Source organism: Actinomadura macra NBRC 14102 (assembly GCF_001552215.1).
Classification (GTDB): domain Bacteria; phylum Actinomycetota; class Actinomycetes; order Streptosporangiales; family Streptosporangiaceae; genus Spirillospora; species Spirillospora macra.
Genome location: NZ_BCQT01000006.1, coordinates 690,164 through 705,999 on the forward strand (window position 1 = coordinate 690,164; position 15,836 = coordinate 705,999).

15 protein-coding genes and 1 tRNA gene are annotated in these 15,836 nt (G+C 70.0%); 6 read left to right on the top strand and 10 right to left on the bottom strand.

The features are described from left to right. Window positions 1-132 precede the first annotated feature (132 nt). Both AMA02S_RS12305 and AMA02S_RS12310 read left to right on the top strand, forming a co-directional pair. Window positions 133-882 carry a GntR family transcriptional regulator gene (locus tag AMA02S_RS12305; RefSeq protein ID WP_067456297.1) on the top strand — a complete coding sequence of 250 codons (750 nt, stop codon included), beginning with the start codon at window positions 133-135 and terminating at the stop codon, window positions 880-882. Continuing rightward, window positions 879-3,713 carry an FAD-binding and (Fe-S)-binding domain-containing protein gene (locus tag AMA02S_RS12310; protein ID WP_067456300.1) on the top strand — a complete coding sequence of 945 codons (2,835 nt, stop codon included), beginning with the start codon at window positions 879-881 and terminating at the stop codon, window positions 3,711-3,713. Before AMA02S_RS12305 ends, AMA02S_RS12310 begins: the two co-directional genes overlap by 4 nt. 145 nt (window positions 3,714-3,858) lie before the next feature. On the opposite strand, the gene AMA02S_RS12315 is transcribed toward AMA02S_RS12310, so the two are convergent. The 6 genes from AMA02S_RS12315 to AMA02S_RS12340 all read right to left on the bottom strand — a co-directional run bounded on the left by AMA02S_RS12315 (window position 3,859) and on the right by AMA02S_RS12340 (window position 8,102). Next, window positions 3,859-3,932: transfer RNA gene (locus tag AMA02S_RS12315), tRNA-Ala, on the bottom strand. Window positions 3,933-3,981: 49 nt separating this feature from the next. Beyond that, window positions 3,982-4,539, bottom strand: a complete 558-nt coding sequence (gene sepX, locus AMA02S_RS12320; protein WP_067456303.1) for a divisome protein SepX/GlpR — start codon at window positions 4,537-4,539, stop codon at window positions 3,982-3,984. Window positions 4,540-4,757: 218 nt separating this feature from the next. Next, window positions 4,758-5,381: a GNAT family N-acetyltransferase gene (locus AMA02S_RS12325; protein ID WP_067457137.1), complete on the bottom strand. Its 624-nt coding sequence runs from the start codon at window positions 5,379-5,381 to the stop codon at window positions 4,758-4,760. 45 nt (window positions 5,382-5,426) lie between these two features. Beyond that, window positions 5,427-6,266: a class II fructose-bisphosphate aldolase gene (locus AMA02S_RS12330; protein ID WP_067456306.1), complete on the bottom strand. Its 840-nt coding sequence runs from the start codon at window positions 6,264-6,266 to the stop codon at window positions 5,427-5,429. Window positions 6,267-6,462: 196 nt separating this feature from the next. Beyond that, complete coding sequence (nagA, locus tag AMA02S_RS12335; RefSeq protein ID WP_067456309.1) at window positions 6,463-7,578, bottom strand: N-acetylglucosamine-6-phosphate deacetylase; 1,116 nt, start codon at window positions 7,576-7,578, stop codon at window positions 6,463-6,465. After that, the gene (locus tag AMA02S_RS12340) at window positions 7,575-8,102 is read right to left on the bottom strand and encodes an SIS domain-containing protein (protein WP_245667471.1); all 528 of its coding nucleotides are present in this window, start codon (window positions 8,100-8,102) and stop codon (window positions 7,575-7,577) included. The genes nagA and AMA02S_RS12340 overlap by 4 nt, the downstream gene beginning before the upstream one ends. Window positions 8,103-8,277: 175 nt before the next feature. Between AMA02S_RS12340 and AMA02S_RS12345 the strand changes: the two genes are divergently transcribed. Then, window positions 8,278-9,063, top strand: coding sequence for a DeoR/GlpR family DNA-binding transcription regulator (locus AMA02S_RS12345; RefSeq protein WP_067456312.1), 786 nt, complete (start codon window positions 8,278-8,280; stop codon window positions 9,061-9,063). A 25-nt stretch (window positions 9,064-9,088) separates the two neighbouring features. On the opposite strand, the gene AMA02S_RS12350 is transcribed toward AMA02S_RS12345, so the two are convergent. The 4 genes from AMA02S_RS12350 to galU all read right to left on the bottom strand — a co-directional run bounded on the left by AMA02S_RS12350 (window position 9,089) and on the right by galU (window position 12,447). Further along, complete coding sequence (locus tag AMA02S_RS12350) at window positions 9,089-9,574, bottom strand: MogA/MoaB family molybdenum cofactor biosynthesis protein (RefSeq protein ID WP_245667503.1); 486 nt, start codon at window positions 9,572-9,574, stop codon at window positions 9,089-9,091. Between the two features lie 61 nt (window positions 9,575-9,635). Next, entirely contained in the window at window positions 9,636-10,127 is a 492-nt protein-coding gene (gene moaC, locus AMA02S_RS12355) for a cyclic pyranopterin monophosphate synthase MoaC (protein ID WP_067456318.1), read from the bottom strand. Further along, window positions 10,124-11,332, bottom strand: a complete 1,209-nt coding sequence (glp, locus tag AMA02S_RS12360; protein WP_067456321.1) for a molybdotransferase-like divisome protein Glp — start codon at window positions 11,330-11,332, stop codon at window positions 10,124-10,126. The genes moaC and glp overlap by 4 nt, the downstream gene beginning before the upstream one ends. 209 nt (window positions 11,333-11,541) lie before the next feature. Continuing rightward, complete coding sequence (gene galU / locus AMA02S_RS12365; RefSeq protein ID WP_084265018.1) at window positions 11,542-12,447, bottom strand: UTP--glucose-1-phosphate uridylyltransferase GalU; 906 nt, start codon at window positions 12,445-12,447, stop codon at window positions 11,542-11,544. Between the two features lie 34 nt (window positions 12,448-12,481). Between galU and AMA02S_RS12370 the strand changes: the two genes are divergently transcribed. The 3 genes from AMA02S_RS12370 to AMA02S_RS40130 all read left to right on the top strand — a co-directional run bounded on the left by AMA02S_RS12370 (window position 12,482) and on the right by AMA02S_RS40130 (window position 15,501). After that, window positions 12,482-13,072: a 5-formyltetrahydrofolate cyclo-ligase gene (locus AMA02S_RS12370; protein WP_084265019.1), complete on the top strand. Its 591-nt coding sequence runs from the start codon at window positions 12,482-12,484 to the stop codon at window positions 13,070-13,072. Window positions 13,073-13,435: 363 nt separating this feature from the next. Beyond that, window positions 13,436-14,920, top strand: coding sequence for a potassium/proton antiporter (locus AMA02S_RS12375; protein WP_067456327.1), 1,485 nt, complete (start codon window positions 13,436-13,438; stop codon window positions 14,918-14,920). A gap of 209 nt (window positions 14,921-15,129) precedes the next feature. Then, on the top strand, window positions 15,130-15,501 hold the full coding sequence (locus AMA02S_RS40130; protein ID WP_084265020.1) for an FmdB family zinc ribbon protein: 372 nt from the start codon (window positions 15,130-15,132) through the stop codon (window positions 15,499-15,501). Window positions 15,502-15,836 lie beyond the last annotated feature (335 nt).

Genomic DNA, 15,836 nt, shown 5'->3' on the forward strand with positions numbered 1-15,836 from the left:
GCAGGTGCAGGTCAAGGCCTACAACTAGGCCATCCCCCGTGAGGGGACGGAACAAAAGGGTGGATAGTGAATCGGCGACATCGACCAACCAGTGGTCTGCGATCTGTTACATCCCAGACCTATGCTGAGCACATGGCCAGATCTTCGATGCAACCCAACTTCGCCCCGCTCAGCGCGGACCGTCCCTCCCTCACCGATCAGGTGGCCGCCGCGATCCGCGACGCCGCGCAGAGTGGCCAACTCCTCCCCGGCGAGTTGTACTCGGCCTATCAGATCTCCGACCTGCTGGGGGTCTCGCGCGGCCCCGTCCGCGAGGCCATCATGCGGCTCGCCGAATCGGGGATGATCCGCATCGAGCGCAACAAGGGATTCCGGCTGGTCGTCCCGGACGCACGCGAGATCGCGGAGATCTTCCACATTCGCCTGCTGCTGGAGGTGCCCGCAGCGCGGCGAGCGGCCGAACGCCGGACCGAGGCCCAGCTCGGCGAGATGCGCAGCGAACTGAAGGCCATGGCCGCCGCGTCGCAGGAGCACGACGAGTCACTGTTCATGACGCACGATCGCCGTCTGCACTCGAAGATCCTGCACGCCTCCCGCAACGATCGGCTCGTCACCACGATCGGCGCGCTCCGGGAAGCGACGCGGGTACTCGGCGCCTCTACCGTCGAGCGCTCGCGAAGCCTCGAAGACGTCTACGCCGAGCACCTGCCGGTGGTGACCGCGATCGCCGACCGTGACGCGGCCGCCGCGGGCCGGGCGATGCGCGAGCACGTCCACCACACCGGGAGGCTGCTCGTCTCCCAGGCCCTGCGGACCGACAACGAATCGGCGGACCTGAACGCGCTCTGGGACGAGGTCGTGGGCCCCGAGGAACCTACATGACCGCATCGATCGACCCGCGGCTGCTCGCCGAACGAGCCCGGCGGCTCGGCATCGGGGAGATCGACACCTCGCCGCGCGCCAGGGCCGAGTACAGCAGCGACGCCTCCAACTATCGCGTTCCCCCACTCGGGATCATCCATCCGCGTGACGCCGGCGAGGTCACCGCCGCCGTCGACCTGGCCAAAGAGCTGTCGATCCCGCTCACCGCCCGCGGCGGAGGAACCTCGGTCGCCGGAAACTCGATCGGCCCCGGAGTCGTGCTGGACTTCTCCCGGCACTTCAACGCCGTGCTCGACGTCGACCCGGACGCACGGACGGCACTCGTCCAGCCCGGCGCGACGCTGGACTCGATCACCGCCGCGGCGGCGAAGTACGGCCTGCGCTACGGCCCCGACCCGTCCACGCACTCCCGGGCCACCATCGGCGGCTCCCTGGGAAACAACGCCTGCGGCTCCCGAGCCCTCGCCTACGGGCGCTGCGCGGACAACGTCTCCCGGCTTCAGGTCGTCACCGGGACGGGAACGCTGCTGACAGCCCGCCCCCTGGGGCGCGGCGGATTGGCGTCACTCGCCCTCCCCGAGGGCGATCAGCTCGATGCCCTGGTGCGCGGGAACCTCGCCACGATTCGCACCGAGTTCGGCCGGTTCCGCCGTCAGGTCTCCGGGTACTCGCTCGAACACCTGCTCCCCGAGCAGGACACCGATCTGGCGAGGTTCCTGGTCGGCACGGAAGGAACGCTGGGCATCGCCGTCGAAGCCACCGTCACCCTCGTCGAACAGCCGGCCGCGACCGCATTGGTCATCCTGGGCTACCCCGACATCGTGGCGGCCGCCACCGCCGCTCCCGCACTGCTCGCCCTCGACCCCATCGCCATCGAGGGTCTCGACGGCCTCATCGTCGCGGCACTGCGTCAAGCGCGTGGTGAGTCGGCCGTTCCGGCATTGCCGAAGGGCGGTGCCTGGCTGTTCCTCGAATTCGGAGGAGAATCCGTCGCGCAGGCAAGGGCGACCGCGGCCGAGGCCGTGGGAGCGGGCGGCTGCATCGACTCGCTCGTCGTCGACGGCGAACAGGCCGCGCGGCTGTGGCGCATCCGCGAGGACGGAGCCGGCCTCGGCGGACGCACCGCCACCGGCGAGCCGGCCTGGCCAGGCTGGGAGGACTCGGCGGTCCCGCCGGAACACCTCGCCGACTACCTGCGCGATCTGCAGAAGCTCATGGCCGAGCACCGCGTCGACGGTCTCATGTACGGCCATTTCGGTGAGGGGTGCGTGCACGCCCGCTTCAACTTCCCGCTGGCCGACCGGAAGGCCGGCCTCCGCGAATTCGTCGAGTCCGCAGCCGATCTCGTGGCAGGTTACGGCGGGTCGATGTCCGGCGAGCACGGCGACGGCCGCGCCCGCAGCGAGCTGCTGGCCCGCATGTACAGCCCGACCGCGCTGGACCTGTTCGCCCAGGTGAAACGGATCTTCGACCCGGCCAACGTCCTCAACCCGGGAATCATCGTCGACCCCCTCCCCCTTGACCATGATCTGCGGCTGCCGCAAGCCCTGCCCCTCACCACCCGAGGTGGCTTCGCGCTCACCTCGGACGGAGGAAGCTTCACCGCGGCGGTCCACCGATGCACGGGCGTCGGAAAGTGCCGAGCCGACAACACCGTCTCCGGCGGCGTCATGTGCCCGTCCTACCTCGCGACGCGCGACGAGAAGGACTCCACCCGTGGACGAGCACGCGTCCTCCAGGAACTGGCCAACGGCCAGCTCATCAGCACTGCCTGGCGATCACCCGAAGTCGCCGACGCACTCGATCTGTGCCTGTCCTGCAAGGGCTGCGCGAGCGACTGCCCAACCGGAATCGACATGGCCACCTACAAGGCCGAAGTTCTCTACCACCGCTACCGCCGGCGAATCCGCCCCCTCAGCCATTACAGCCTCGGCTGGCTACCCCGATGGGCCGGCCTGGCGGTGGCGCCCAGACTCATCAATTCCCTAATGCGCGTCCCACTCGTCGCACGCCTGGCCAAGAGACTCGGAGGCATCGACCATCGGCGCGCGATCCCCGCTCTCGCCGAACAGACGTTCCGGCGAACCACCTCAGGCACGCTTGCCGGACGCGGAACCGGCACGCCAGTACTGCTCTGGATCGACACCTTCACCAACCACCTGTCCCCACACGTCGGTGAAGCCGCCGTGCGCGTGCTTCAGGACGCCGGATACCAGCCGGTCCTCACCAACTCCCGAGCGTGCTGCGGCCTGACCTGGATAACAACCGGCCAACTCGATGGCGCGCGCCGACAGCTTCGCCGCAGCCTCGACGCACTCGGCGAAGCGATCCGACACGGTCATCCCATCGTCGTCCTGGAACCGTCCTGCGCAGCCGTGTTCCGCCAGGACCTACCCGAACTGCTCCCCGACGACCCCCGGGCCGAACGCGTCGCGGGCCAGACCCGCACCCTGGCCGAACTGCTCAACGCCACACCCGGCTGGCAACCACCCGACCTCACAACGTTGCGCGGTCTTGCGCAACCCCATTGCCACCAGCACGCGGTCCTAGGCTGGGGCGAGGATGCCAAGCTCCTCCACCGGGCCGGAGCCCATATCTCGCCCCTCGCCGGATGCTGCGGGCTCGCCGGAAACTTCGGCATGGAGAAAGGCCATTACGAGACCTCTGTCAAGGTCGCCGAAACCGCGCTGCTCCCCGGGCTCGAATCGATCCTTCCCACAGATGTAGTACTCGCCGACGGTTACTCCTGCCGCACCCAGATCGCGCAGCTCGGCGAGCACACAGCCCTGCACCTGGCAGAAGTGCTCGATCCCGCAGCCGATCGGCAGTGAGCTGCCGCACAACAGAGATCAAAAGGGCCGGTCCCCGCAGTGGGACCGGCCTTTGTCTCTCGGAGGTCCGGGGGCGTCCCCCGGGAAACACAGCGGGCCACCAGGGAAGACGCGTCACCGTCGACCAGGATGGCCCTGCCTCAGGTGGAGCTGAGGGGATTTGAACCCCTGACCCCCTCGATGCGAACGAGGTGCGCTACCGGACTGCGCTACAGCCCCGAGGACTCCGTAAGGTTAGCAAACTTCGGGGCGTGCTCGCGCCTTGCGATCACTCGCCGACGGCACGGCGGTCGTCGGCGTACTGGTCGAAGACTTCGTCGAGGGTGACGAGCTCAATGACCTCGGCGGGCTCGGTGGCCTCGGTGGCCTGCTCGGCGAGACGGGCGGCTTCGCGGGCCCTCGCGCGGGCCAGGGCACGGGCTTCGGCGGCGGCCTGGCGGCGGGCGATGTCCATGCCGACGGCGACGCGCAGCAGCGCCAGGTGCCCGGCGAGGAGGATCACAGGGGGCAGGATGGTCCACCAGGGCGCGACACCGGACGCCATGACCACGACGGCGGTCGTCAGCAGCAGGGACAGGCCCGCGGTGCGCCGCCGGCGGCGCGCGATGACGGTGCCGCGGCCGGCGCGGCGGCGGGGCTCGGGCGTCTCCTGCGGGGTCTCCACGGGCTCGGGAACGGTGTCGGTCTCGTCCTCGGCGGCGGGCTCCTCGGGACGCTTGTGGAGCAGCCGGGTGATCCCGGCCTCGCCGTCGCGGCGCAGCCACATCGGGACGAGGACGATGGCCCAGACCGCGACGATGGCGAGGTAGAGGACGGCGCTGCTCACCGGCTCACCGCCGTTCCCAGGGCACGCTTGACAGGCGGGCCGACTTTCGGCGCGCGAACGTGCAATGGGAGCAGGGTCACGCCCCGCACGGTACGAGCCGGTGTCAGAGGTTGACGAGCATAAGGGGCGGTGTGTCGCGAGATCGAGTCCGCCGTTACTCTCCGTTTGCCGAGCCTTCTCGATCGCAGGATTCTTACGGCCGGAAAGTCAGCCGGACGTCATGACGTCGAGCGGGGAAAGGCCTGGTTGCGTTCGGCGAGCCAGCGGGCGCGCAGACCACCGGGCACGTCCTCGACGGTGAGGGCGTAGCAGATGTGGTCGCGCCAGGCCCCGTCGATGTGCAGATGGCGGCGCCGAATTCCCTCTTCCCGGAATCCGAGCTTTTCGACGACGCGGCGGCTCGCGGTGTTCTCCGGACGGATATTCGCCTCGACCCGGTGGAGGCCGACGGTGAAGAAACAGTGATCGACGGCGAGGGCGACGGCGGTGGGAATGACGCCGCGTCCGGCGACCTGGCGGTCGACCCAGTAGCCGATCTGGGCGGAGCGGGCGGAACCCCAGACGATGGCGCCGATCGTGAGCTGTCCGGCGAAGCGGTCCTCGTGGGTGACGACCCAGGGCAGGGCCAGGCCCTGGCGGGCCTCGCGGCGCATGGTGTGGACCATGCTGAGGTAAGGGCCGAGACCGCTGCGGAACAGCGGTGTCTCGGGGTTGGTGGGCTCCCAGGGCCGGAGCCAGTCGGCGTTGCGGACCCGCAGTTCGCGCCAGGTGGCGGCGTCGCGATGCCGCAGCGGGCGCAGCCCCACAGGGCCCTCGGTCAGGGTGACCGGCCATCCCCGCAAGCGTTCCACAGCTCCATGATTCCCTGGTAGGACGGGTGGACGCCATCAATTGTCGCCGAGAATTCCGGCGCACAGTACGTCCAACAGCCGCGCGACCTCGTGGGAGACGGCCGTCCGGGCGGGTGCGAGGTAGTCGCGAGGGTCGACGAGCGCGGGAGCGCCGTCCAGGGCGCGCCTGATCTCCGCGGTGAAGATCGCATTGAGCCGGGTGGCGATGTTGATCTTCGTGATGCCCTGCCGGACGGCCTCTGCCAGGGTCGCGTCCGGGACGCCGGACGACCCGTGCAGGACGAGCGGGACGGGCACGGCGGCATGCAGGTCGGCGATCAGGGCCAGGTCGAGGACGGCGTCGCGGGTGAGCATCGCGTCGGACGTGCCGACGGCCACGGCGAGGGCGTCCACCCCGGTCGCGGACACGTAGGCGGCGGCCTTGGCGGGGTCGGTGCGGGCCCCGGGCGCGTGCACGCCGTCCTTGCCGCCGACCGCGCCGAATCCGGCCTCCACGAAGACACCGCGGACGTGGCACCAGGCGGCGACCTCGGCGGTCGCGGCGACGTTGTCGTCGTACGGGAGGGCGGACGCGTCGAACATCACCGAGCCGACCCCCAGCTCGACGGCCTCGTAGACGAGGTCGATGGACGTGGCGTGGTCGAGGTGGACGGCGACGGGGACGGCCGCGCGGCGGGCGGTCGCGAGCGCGGCGGCGATGACCGGTGCGGCGGCGCCGTGATACTTCACGCAGTTCTCGCTGATCTGGAGGACGACGGGTGCGGCGGCGGCCTCCGCTCCGGCGACGATGGCGCTGGCCTGTTCGAGCAGGACGACGTTGAACGAGCCGACGCCGCGACCGGCCGCGACGATTTCACCGGTTCCTACGAGGGGCATGAGGCTCCTACAGGGGGCCGCGGGGTGCGGACGTGGGGTTTTGTACGAGTGGATGCGGTCGTCTTGTCGGAGGGGCCTTGCAGGGTGTCGATCATGATCTCAGGGCGGAGGGTGCCGACGCGGTTGGAGCCACCCCCTGTCACGCTGGCCATCGTGTAGGTGACGTCGAGCGCGGCGTTCAGCGTCACGGTGAGGATCACAGCCAGCGCCCGCCCTTCATCACGCGGGCGACGGTGAGGTCGTCGTCCAGGACGAGGAGATCGGCGTCCTTACCGGATTCCAGCGAGCCGACACGCGAGTCGATGCCCAGCGCGCGCGCCGGGGTCAGGGCCGCGGCTTCGGCAGCCTGTTCGATCGGCAGACCGACGTCGGTGATGGCACGGCGGAACCCGTCCGCCATCGTGATCGTGCTGCCCGCGATGGACGATCCGCCGGCGAGCGTCGCCCGCCCATCCCGGACCTGGACGTCCATCACGCCGAGCCGGTAGTCGCCGTCGCCCATCCCGGTGGCCGCCATCGCGTCGGTGATCAGCGCCACCCGTCCCGCGCCGGCGGCCGCGACGGCCAGGCGGACCACGGCGGGCTCGACGTGCACGCCGTCGTTGACCAGTTCGACGGTGACCCGCGGGTCGTTCAGCGCGGCGGCGATCGGGCCGCCCTCACGGTGGTGCAGCGGCCGCATCGCGTTGAACAGATGCGTCGCCACCCGTGCGCCCGCGCCGAACGCCGCGCGGGCGATCGCCCCCGGCGCCTCCGTGTGCCCGACCGCCGCGATGACACCCGCGTCCACCGCCGCCCGGACGAGGTCGAGCGCGCCCGGCAGCTCCGGCGCCAGGGTGATCATCCGGAGGTGGCCGCGGCCGAGCGCGACCAGCCGCCCGAACTCGGCAAGGTCGGGGGGCCTGAGCAGCGCCGGATCGTGCGCGCCGCACCGTTCCCGCGCGAGATAGGGGCCTTCGAGGTGGACGCCGGCGAGCAGGCCGTCCGCGGCGAGATCGGCCAGCGCGGCGATGGCGTCCGCGAGTTCGCGCGGGTCTCCGGTGACCAGGCTCGCGATCGTGGTCGTCGTCCCGGCGGCGAGGTGGAACTCGGCCACGCGCCGGGCGTCCTCCGCCTGGCCGCTCTGGTAGGAGGCTCCGGCGCCGCCATGCACGTGCATGTCGACGAAGCCCGGCACCACGTACCGCCCGCCCAGGTCGATCTCGTCGGCCCCGGGTGTAGTGCTCGTGGCTATACGGCCGTCCTGAATGCGCAGATCACCCCGCTCGACGCCGTCCGGGAGGACGAGGCGCGCGTTGCGCAGAACGGTCACGACGCGTCCAGATTGACCGAACGGGTCAGGGGGCGCGGGGCGTCCGGATCGACGCCGCGGGAACGGGCCAGCCCGACCGTCCAGCCGCGTCCGAGAAGGGTGAACTGCTCGGCTCGGACGGCCTCGTCCGGCAGCGGATCGGCGAGCGCCCGTCCGGCGTCGGCGACCGCGCCCGCGACGTCCTCGCCGAGATGGGCGCGCAGCAGGACGAGCTGGGTGGTGGCGAAGCGCGTCTGCACGACCGACTTCTCGTCGGCGTAGCCGAGCACCACGACCTCGTCGGCGGTCGGCATGACGGGCGTCGCGGGGTCGGCGGTGATCGCCACGGTCGGGATCGTTCCGCGGACACGGCCGAGCACCTCCAGCACCTCGGTCGTCGTCCCGGACCGCGTGAGGGCGAGCAGCCGGTCGTAGGGACGGCCCGGCGGGAACTCCGAGGCCGCGAACGCATCGGTCTCCCCGTGCCCGGCGGCCTCGCGCAGCGCCGCGGACGGCTGCGCGCCACCATCCGGCAAACCCGCCATAAACACCCCTATGCTCGCTTTTGCCGATTAATGATTTTTTCATAGCGAGATGATGCATAAAAGGCCATCAGCACGCATCGCTAGAATCCTGCCGTGACCTCGCCTTGCACGACCTTTCGGACGTCCGCCCCGGCACCCGCCCCCGCGGCACCCGTCCTCCTCCAAGGGGGCCGGCGTGGCCAGACATGAGCGCTGGAACGCGCTCCTGGAGCTGCTGGCGGACGCGGGACGGCTGACCGTCGAGGAGGCGGCCACCCGGATGGAGGTCTCCACCGCCACCATTCGCCGCGACTTCGACCAGCTCGCACAGCAGCAGATGCTCACCCGCACCCGCGGCGGCGCCGTCGCGCAGAGCGTCAGCTACGACCTGCCATTGCGTTACAAAAGCGCGCGGCACGCCTCGGAAAAGCAGCTCATCGCGGCCGCCACCGCCGAACTGGTGCGTCCCGGCTCGATCATCGGGTTGAACGGCGGTACGACCACGTCCGAGGTCGCGCGGGTCCTCGCCACCCGCGCCGACCCGCCCGCCGAGGGCTCATCGCCCGCGATCACGATCGTGACGAACGCGCTCAACATCGGCAACGAGCTGGCCGTCCGCCCGCACGTCAAGATCGTCCTGACCGGCGGCGTGCCCCGGCCGCAGTCCTACCAGCTGACCGGCCCGCTCGCCGCCCACATCTTCGACCACGTGACGCTGGACGTCGCGATCCTGGGCGTGGCCGGCGTCGCCGTGGAGCACGGCGCCACCTGCCACAACGAGGGCGAGGCGGACGTCAACCGCCTGATGACCGAGCGCGCCGACCAGGTCGTCGTGGTGGCGGACGGGTCCAAGGTCGGCCGCCGCGCCTTCGCCAAGATCTGCGACACGACCCGGATCGACGTCCTGGTCACGGACGCAACGGTTCCGGAGGCCGACGTGGCGGCCTTCACACAGGCCGATGTCCGAGTGATCCGCGCATAGCCGACGACGGGCAGGAAAGGCCAGGTCAGGGTGCCGTCGCGCGAGGGTGGTCGGCGCCGCCGATCTGGTCCACGGCGTGCGCGAGGACCCGTCCGAGAACGGTCATGCCGTCGCGGACACCGCCGGTCGAGCCGGGCAGGTTGACGATGAGCGTGCGCCCCGCGACACCGGCCAGGCCGCGCGAGAGGATCGCCGCGGGAACCTGTTCGCGCCCCTCCAGCCGGATCGCCTCCGCGATGCCGGGGATCTCACGCTCGATCACCCCGCGCGTCATCTCGGGCGTCTGGTCGGACGGCGTGAGGCCCGTCCCGCCGGTGGTCACGACGACGTCATAACCGGCCTCCACCGCGTCCCTCAGGACACCGGCGACCGGCTCGCCGTCAGGAATGACCACCGGGCCGTCCACCTGGCAGCCGAGGTCCTCCAGCATTTCCACCAGCACGGGCCCGGACTTGTCGGCATATACGCCGGCCGAAGCCCGATTCGACACCGTGACCGCCATGGCCCGCATCATCACCCCTCCACCGTCCCCACCCTCACATCGCCGTCGACGCCGGACTCCGCAGGACGCCTCAGGGAGACGTCGGACGCCGCCATATGCCGGTCTTGCCGCCGGTCTTCTCCTCGACCCGAACGTCGGTGATGACCGCGGCGGGATCGACGGCCTTCACCATGTCGATCAGGGCGAGAGCGGCGACGGTGACGGAGGTGAGGGCCTCCATCTCCACTCCCGTCCGGTCGGCGGTGCGGGTGGTGGCCGTGATGGCGACGCCCTCGTCCTCGATGGCGAGGTCAACCGTCACGCCGTGCAGCGCGATGGGATGGCACAGCGGGACGAGGTCGGGGACGCGTTTGGCGCCCATGATCCCCGCGATGCGCGCCACCGCGAGGGCATCGCCCTTCGGCATGTCCCCCGCGCGCAGCAAACCGACGCACTCGTCGGACAACCGGACGAAACCCGTCGCAGTGGCGGTGCGGGAGGAGACGTTCTTGGACGAGACGTCGACCATGCGGGCCGCGCCCTTCTCGTCCAGATGGGTGAACTCGGTGCCCATTGCGCTCATGACGGCAGCCTCATGACTTCGACGTGGGAGCCGGCGGGCAGGGCCTCTGCCTCTTCCGGCAGCGCGATGAGCGCATTGGCAGAGGCGAGCGAACCGAGCTGGTGTGAGCCCTGCACGTCGGCCGGGAGGACGGCGTAGGAACCGCGGTTGAGGGAGAGCCGGCCGCGCACGTAATGGCGCAGCCCAGCCGGAGACTTGATGTCCTCGCCGAGGACGGCGCTGACCGTCGGCAGCGGTTCGGGGTCGAGCCCCTGCATGGCGCGCAGCGCCGGCCGGACGAAGACCTGAAAAGAGACGTAGGCGCTGACGGGGTTGCCGGGAAGCGTGAAGATCGGTGTGCCTTCGAGCAGGCCGAAACCCTGTGGCTTGCCCGGCCGCATCCGCACCTTGTGGAACTCGACCGTCCCGGTGCCGGTCAGCACCTCCTTGACGACATCCCGGGTTCCCATCGAGACACCGCCGGAGGTGACGATGGCGTCCGCGCGGACGAGCTGGTCCCGCAGGGTCTCCATGACCTTCGCGGGCTCGTCCTCGACGGTCGCCTGCCGGTAGCCGACACCGCCCGCCTCGACGACCGCGGCGGTGAGCATGAAGGAGTTGGACTCCCAGATCTGGCCCTCGCCGAGCCGTTCCCCGGGTTCGCGCAGCTCGGTCCCCGTGGACAGCACCACGACGCGCGGCCTCGGCCGGACGATCGCGCGGGACCGGCCCACGGCGGCGAGCATGCCGATCTGCGCGGCGCCCAGCCGCGTTCCCGCGTCCGCGACGACCTGACCGGCGAGGACGTCCTCTCCGGCGCGCCGGATGTAGTTGCCGGGAGGCGCCGGACGCGAGATCCGGACCGTGGCGTTGCCGCCGTCCGTCCACTCGACCGGGATGACGGCGTCGGCCCCCGCGGGCATCGGCGCGCCCGTCATGATCCGCGCCGTCAGGCCCGGCCGGATCGCGGACACGCCGGGGTCGCCCGCGAGGATGTCCCCGACGACCGGCAGCACCACCGGTTCCGCCTCGGTGGCTCCCGCGACGTCCCCGGCGACCACGGCATAGCCGTCCATCGCGGAGTTGTCGAACGGGGGCAGTGGCACGGGCGCGGAGATCGGCTCGGCGAGCACCGTCCCCTGTGCCTCCAGCAGCGCCAGATCAAGCGGCGGCAACACCGGAACGCTGCCGAGGATGTCCGTCAGATGCTCGTCGACCGATCTCATGCCCACGTTCCCAGTCTGACGCGTCCTGTGGGCTGCCCGACACACTCCACGCCGCCCCCACTCGGTCGACCGCACATTCGGACCCCCGACGATCGACCGTCATCGCGCGCTTTCAGGCGCGCCCGGCCGGCGGCCACGGGCGCGCCCGAAAGATGACGTCCACCAGTGTGCGGTTGTAGCGTTTTACCAGGCCAGCGTGAACGGGCGGTTTACGGATTCTGTTGACGGACGAACTCTTGCAGCCAGGGAATGAACTCTGGCGCCAGATCAGGACGCTCGCAGGCGAACTGGACGACCGTTCGCAGGTATTCGAGCTTGTTGCCCGTGTCGTAGCGGCGCCCGCGGAACTTGACTCCGAACACGCCGCCGCCCTGGTCGGCGGGAATGTCGGCGAGCGTGCGCAGCGCGTCGGTCAGTTGGATCTCGCCACCGCGGCCGGGCGGGGTCTTCTCCAGGACGTCGAAGACCGCCGGGTCACAGACGTACCGGCCGATGATGATCCAGTTGCTCGGCGCCTCCTCGACGGCGGGCTTCTCGACGAGGTCGCTGATGCGGACGACATCGCCCTCGTCGGTGGCCTCGATGGCGGCGCAACCGTACGCCGAGACCTGGTCCGGCTCCACCTCCATCAGCGCCACGACGCTGCCGCCGTACTGCCCGCGGACCTCGATCATGCGCTTGAGCAGCTGGTCACGGGAGTCGATCATGTCGTCGCCCAGCAGGATCGCGAACGGCTCGCGGCCGACGTGCTGGCGCGCGCAGTGCACCGCGTGCCCGAGGCCGCGAGGCTCGCCCTGCCGGACGTAGTGCATGATCGCGAGCTCGCTGGACTCGCGGACGGCGCCGAGCCGCTCGTCGTCGCCCTTAGCGCGCAGCGCCTCCTCCAGCTCGTAAGCGCGGTCGAAGTGGTCCTCGATGGACCGCTTGCTGCGTCCGGTGACCATCAGAACGTCGGTGAGGCCGGCGTCGACCGCCTCCTCGACGACGTACTGGATCGCCGGCTTGTCGACGATCGGCAGCATTTCCTTTGGAGTCGCCTTGGTGGCAGGCAAGAATCGGGTACCGAGACCGGCCGCCGGGACGACCGCCTTGAGCACAGGTGCAATGTCGGCCATGTAAAAGACCCTAGTCATCCATGAGGACCACAGCGTGCACGACATAGCGAGGAAGACCCGCCTCCGCGCGGAACTGCTGGAAAAGCGTGCGATGATGCCCCCGGACGCGCGCTCCGCGGCCGGTCGGGCCATGCGGGACGCGCTGCTGTCCGCCCCTGAGGTCGAGATGGCCGGCACGATCGCGGCGTACGTGTCGATCGGCACTGAACCGGACACCCGTAGCCTGTTGTTCGCGCTGTGGAAGCGTGGTGCATACGTCCTGTTGCCCAAGCTCCTGCCGGACGGCGACCTGGATTGGGCGTCCTACGAGGGCCCGGACTCGCTGGCACCGGGCTCCCGCGGCTGCCTGGAGCCGACCGAGCCGGCACGCGGTCCCGGCGCTGTGGCCAGCGCCGATGTCGTCCTGACCCCGGCGGTCGCGGTCGACCGCACGGGGATGCGACTCGGGCGCGGCGGCGGCTCGTATGATCGCGTCCTGGCCCGGGTGGGGCCGGCGATCCTCACGGTGGGGCTGGTGTACGACGGCGAGCTGGTGCGGGAGCTGCCCGCCGAATCCCACGACCAACGTGTTCGCTCCGTGGTGACGCCTACCGGCGGGTTGCTGCGGTTCGCCGGAGAGGTTTGATCGGTCCACCTGCACCCCCTCTGACCTGCAAACGTGACCGCATTGGGCCATTCTGCGGACATTCCCGCCAGCCGAGGCCCGCACGGGGCCTCCACTGCGTTCGCACGGGAACGTCACCCTCCCCCGCGCTCCGCCGAGCGTCCCCCCGGTCACCGCTGAACCTCATCGCGATGATCCGCGGCGACGTCGCCACCGTCGTCGAGGGACGCGAGGTGCAGAACGTTGTCCACGGGGTAAATCCGCACGTCAGGCGTCGATGACCGACGCCTGTGACGTCCCGTCCCTCAACTACAAGTGTGCGATTTGCTCATGAATGTGTAGGATTCCTAAACGATCAACTTTGACGACCCCGAAGGGCGGGATGTGCAGCTAGACATCTGGCTACTCCTCGGGGCCACGCTCGTACTCAGCGCCATCGTCGCGGTCAGGCTGTCACACCAGGCGGGCCTGCCCACCCTGCTGGCGTACATGGGCCTCGGCCTTCTCATCGGCGAGTCCGGCCCCCTCCACATCGACTTCGACAACGCCGAGCTGGCCGAGACGCTCGGCCTCGCGGCCCTGGTCCTGATCCTGGCCGAGGGTGGCATCACCACCAACTGGCGGCACGTCCGGCCCTCGGTGCCCGCCGCGCTCAGCGTGTCCACCCTCGGCACCCTGATCAGCATCGTCGTGGTGGCGCTCGCCGCCATGTGGCTGGTCGGCCTGGACTGGCGGCCCGCGTTCCTGCTGGCCGCGGTGCTCGCCCCGACCGACGCCGCGGCCGTGTTCTCGGTGCTGCGGCGGCTACCGCTGCCATCCCGGCTGACCGGGCTCCTGGAAGCCGAATCCGGCTTCAACGACGCCCCCGTCGTGATCATCGTGATCACGCTCAGCTCGCACGCCGCCGCCCCGAACCTCGCCGAGCTGTTCGCCGTCATGGTGTACGAACTGATCGCCGGCGGCCTGATAGGCATCGCCATCGGCTGGTTGGGGGCCCAGGCACTCCGCCGTGTCGCACTACCCGCCTCCGGCCTCTATCCCATCGCCGTCTTGTCGCTGTCCGTCGGTTCCTATGGCGCGGCGACGCTGCTGCACGCCAGCGGGTTCCTCGCCGTGTACGTCAGTGCGCTCGTCCTGGGCAACGCGCGGCTCCCGCACCGTCCCGCCACGCGCGGTTTTGCAGAGGGCATCGGTTGGCTAGCCCAAATCGGCCTGTTCGTGATGCTCGGGCTACTGGCCTCGCCCACTGAACTGCCCGGGCAGATCGTCCCCGCGCTGGTGATCGGATTCGTTCTGCTGTTGATCGCCCGTCCGGTCTCGGTCGTGTTGTCGACGATCGGGTTCAAGCTGACGTGGGGCGAGAAACTGTTCGCGTCCTGGGCCGGCCTACGCGGCGCGGTTCCCATCGTCCTGGCCACCATCCCCATGGTGAAGGAGGTCCCAGACGCCGGACGGCTGTTCTCCATCGTCTTCACGATCGTCGTAGTGTTCACCCTCTTGCAAGGCCCCACACTGCCCTTGGTGGCGCGCTGGTGCCGGCTGGAGAGTGACGAACAGGCACGCGAACTGGACGTGGAAGCCGCGCCCTTGGAAGAACTCCACGCGGACCTGCTCGAGATCCGGATCCCCTCCGACTCTCAGCTGAGCGGTGTGGAGATCTTCGAACTCCGGCTTCCCCCCGGCGCGTCCGTCACCCTGGTGGTACGGGACGGGTCGAGCTTCGTCCCCGAACCCACCACGCCTCTGCAATCGGGTGACACGCTCCTGGTCGTGACCACCGAGGCGGTTCGGGAGACGACCGAACGCCGTCTGCGCGCGGTCAGCCGGCGCGGCAAGCTGGCGGGCTGGTTCGGCGAAACCGGAGCCTGATCACACGATCCTGGCCGGCGCGTCCAGCCGTACGATCCTGACCAGCGGAATCTCATGCCCCGGGCCCCGTCCACAGGGACCGCTCCCCCACACGCGGGGCCCGGGAACAGGGCGGGGACGAATCCTGTTCCATGCATGGGTACCATTAGCAGTCGTTCAGAGTGAGTGCCAGGCCGGGGATCACCGGGCTGAGTCAGCGAGGAGGAACCGTGCCGACGTATCAGTACGTTTGCACCGAGTGCGGCGAGCCTCTTGAGGTCGTGCAGAAGTTCAGCGACGACGCGCTGACCGAATGCCCGGCGTGCAGCGGCAAGCTGCGCAAGGTCTTCTCCGCCGCGGGGATCATCTTCAAGGGCTCCGGCTTCTACCGGACGGACAGCCGCGGCTCAAGCAAGACCTCGACCGTGGGCGCCTCGTCCAACGGATCCTCCTCGAACGGCGATTCGGGCGGATCGGGCGACTCGGCTAAGTCCGGCGGCGACTCGGCCAAGTCCGAGGCGTCGTCGTCCTCGTCGAGCGACTCGTCGTCGTCCAGCTCGTCCACGACGTCCTCGTCCTCGTCGTCCGAGAAGGTCGCCTGACCCCTCAGGGGCACGCCCTCGCTTCTTCGCACCCACCCAGGACATCGGCCGCGGGGAGCGGGATCTACGGCGCCCAGGCGCGGCCGCACGGCCGCCCGGCCAATGCCTCAGCGCACCCCTGAGGCTGAACGGACCGAACACGTGGAACGCGGTCGGACGCCTCGACGCCTCTACTGACGGCTGAGCTGTCAAAGACGAGTTCGACACAAAGACTCAGGACGACGAGACGCGGGCTCTGGTCAGACCACCTCCGACCAGGGCCCTTCACCTTGCCAACCGGAGCCCCGGATCCGCCCTCGGCGAAGGGCCGGCGACCTGCCCAGTCGGTGCGCCCT